The following is a 2,919-nucleotide window of genomic DNA, read 5'->3' on the forward strand; positions in this document are numbered from 1 at the left end:
AAAAGAAAACTTCTATAGACCACCCTCACCAGAAATCAATCCGGGCTTGTGCAACAACCGGATAAGATTGCGGCTAAGCGCAATCTATCCTTATTCGATGGAGGGTGTTGCAAGGCGTCTTGAGCTTCACCGGAGCATGAGTGGCGACCTAACGCAGTTTGAAGAGCGGTGGCGTGTGTATAAACAGATATACGACTATTGTACTCGAAAAGGTGTCGCACCTAATGAGATTAATGATGCCACTATCTCGAGCTTGCTTGAGGTCTTGCTCTGACTATAAAGCGGCTAAGCAGTCACTTTTCCTGAGCAGGCGGTTTAGCATCAACCTCCGGCTCCTTCTTAGTCGCTGACTTGCTATTTCGGAAGGCATTGAAGTGATTTGTTTGAGTATTGAGGAAACGCTGCGAAATTTCATTAATCGTCATGCTAAGACCCTGATGCAGCCTTTGTTGGTCGGCTATTTCCGCGTTTACCGACTGAGCCAGAGCGGTTAAATACTTTTTCAGCCACTCTGGATATTCAACAGGAAATTCTGGGGATGCCATAGGCGCTGCAGAAGTGAATTCTGATAAGTGCACCTTAGATGCAGGCTTAGCCAGCTGCTCCACAAACTGGGTGCCTTTGGATGCAGTCCATTCGTTGACTCTGAAATCAGCAATTTTTAACAGGCTCCGGTGCAGTTTGGTATCGTGACTATACCCGGTTTTTGCTGCCAGCTGAGCCCAGGAATATTGGCGGCCCAAAGCGGACGCTTTAATCCCTCCTTTTGTAAAAATCCCATAATGGAACCGTAAGCCAAGAACGCGACCGCCGGACTGAATGTTGGCGCTGAAGCCAATGTTCTTCTTTCTCAAAGAGGTAAGAAACTGTGAGAATTTCTCGCCATTTGGAGAAGACTGACACTCAGCGATTGCTTCATCAATGAGTTTCCTTAGTCGCTCTTTACACGACGGTTCTCCTGTACGGCCACACATACGAGACTCAGGTTTTGTCGGGTTGGTGCCGTCAGGTAATCGGTCAGGGTTACTGTCTGCACAGGCTTTTCTCTTTTCTACCCTGACTAAATCATACTTTAGCTCCAATGCCTCCATTGCGTGTTCCCAGGCTCTAAAGTCCTGATGTAGATTAAAAATTCGGCCTTGCTCATTCACGGTTGCGTATAAAAGGTGCACATGCAGGTGCTCTTTATCGCCATGGACTACAAACAATGTTGGCCTGTCACCGGTGGCAACACTTCTGAGTGCTTCTCTCGCAATTTTGCATGCTTTGTGCGCATTGACCTTCTGTTTATCCCGTGGGTGAAAACTCACGACACGGTGCTCCCAATTAGATTGCGGAGGCGCTTGACCCGGGCGGTTCCTGCGGTTCCACGCTTTTACTTGGTTAAGAAAATGTTTTGCAGCCGATTTTGGCGTGTCGCTAAAGCGAACCGGCAAAGCGTGATCCGTCTCGATGTGCAAAATGCGCTCGTGATCAGACGACTTTTTCAGTTTTTTCACGTCAATGTCAGTCACTGTCGCATCAGGGTCTAGCATGTAACGGGCTACAGCCATGCCTTTTGAAAGGTTTCCGGTTAGCTTCGCATCACTGATCACGATTTATAACGTACCGTATAAATTCGTCTACTGCTTCTATGACGATTTGCAAATATACGTCATCAGGTCTGGAGTTATTATTTACCTTTTTCACGAGTATATTGAGCCGATTGCCAATTTCCGAAATAAGTCTCAACTGCTCCCGCTCAAAATCAGACATGGGGCGGGGCAGTTCTGTATGATCCACCTTCGCTAAAATAAACTCCGACATCGATGAATTGAGTGCTTCTGCTGTTGCCTTTATTTCAGCTTTCTTTTCTATACTGACTCTTATTTTAATTTGAGTCTGTTTGATGCTTTCCATCTCAATATTCCGGTTAATAAAAACAGGGTACAGGAATAGAAAGGGGAAAAACGTTAAAAGAATTTTTTTCTGGAATTCGTCTAACGGCAATATGATTTTTGAGTAATGCAGAATGCCCTATAGCACAGAGAATTCGTCGAATGGGTCAGTGGCGTTGTACTTTGCGACAAGTACCTCGCTCTATACGACGAGCCATAGTGGTGATCTACTTTTAACTGTAAGTAAGCACTTATGGAAATTTCTTTGGATAATGGTTGTGATAAAGGAAGAATAAAAGCCGCATTTACCTGCGGCGGAGTGAAACGACGCCGCTCTCCCAGAGTGCGAGTGCACTCTCAGTTAGCCGCAAAGTAATGTCATGACATTACTTTGCCCTTGCTTGCACCCCCGATTTTAAATATGTCAGCAGAATCAAGTTCAATTAATCGTCGATGTGCTGCAACAATTCGCCGGGATCGCAGCCAAAATACTTACAGAGAGCGTCAACCACATTTAACGAAAAATTTGCGCCTGGCGAATTTGCCAAGCGATTCACTGTTGCCCGGCCAATACCGGTTTCCTTGGCAACAAGATCAAGATTAATTTTTCTTTTCTCTTTAAAAGACTTGTCATCCAGAAACTGACGAAATCGTATTCTGATCATGAGTCATCGTTATCCTTAACCGTTTGTCATTATTCATCATAAAGAGATGTGAGTTGATTTGACAACTGTGAATGGAGCACTAAATTGAAAATATATGATCAATATTTATAAACCAATTATTTAATTAACTTGAATTCAAGTAATACAATTTAATGGGTTTCGACGTTAAAAGCATCATACAAGGGGGTGCTCAGCCTGATCAATGTCCTGCCTGAAGGTTATGAGTAATTGGAAAACCGTATTGATTCATTTTTTTCCAAAAAGATGACCAATGTCCTGTTGAACATATGATCGCTCGGAGTGTTAACAGCATTGAGGCACCTTCTTCTTTCCAGCGCATACCTGATCTGCACATCCTCTGTTTCACCAATATTTTA

The 2,919-nt window shown here is 44.2% G+C and carries 4 protein-coding genes; 1 reads left to right on the plus strand and 3 read right to left on the minus strand.

The window, feature by feature from the left end:
* Nucleotides 1-274: hypothetical protein (locus AKL11_RS25935; RefSeq protein ID WP_216636796.1), on the plus strand; the 274-nt coding region annotated here is incomplete at its 5' end.
* Between the two features lie 19 nt (nt 275-293).
* On the opposite strand, the gene AKL11_RS11605 is transcribed toward AKL11_RS25935, so the two are convergent.
* The 3 genes from AKL11_RS11605 to AKL11_RS11615 form a co-directional block, all read right to left on the minus strand.
* Nucleotides 294-1,553, minus strand: coding sequence for a relaxase/mobilization nuclease domain-containing protein (locus AKL11_RS11605; RefSeq protein WP_172807278.1), 1,260 nt, complete (start codon nt 1,551-1,553; stop codon nt 294-296).
* Between the two features lie 31 nt (nt 1,554-1,584).
* Nucleotides 1,585-1,899, minus strand: coding sequence for a plasmid mobilization protein (locus AKL11_RS11610; protein WP_067517556.1), 315 nt, complete (start codon nt 1,897-1,899; stop codon nt 1,585-1,587).
* Nucleotides 1,900-2,320: 421 nt separating this feature from the next.
* Entirely contained in the window at nt 2,321-2,542 is a 222-nt protein-coding gene (locus tag AKL11_RS11615; RefSeq protein WP_067517563.1) for a helix-turn-helix domain-containing protein, read from the minus strand.
* Nucleotides 2,543-2,919 lie beyond the last annotated feature (377 nt).

Origin of the sequence: Endozoicomonas ascidiicola (assembly GCF_001646945.1) — a bacterium.
In the GTDB taxonomy this organism is placed as follows: domain Bacteria; phylum Pseudomonadota; class Gammaproteobacteria; order Pseudomonadales; family Endozoicomonadaceae; genus Endozoicomonas; species Endozoicomonas ascidiicola.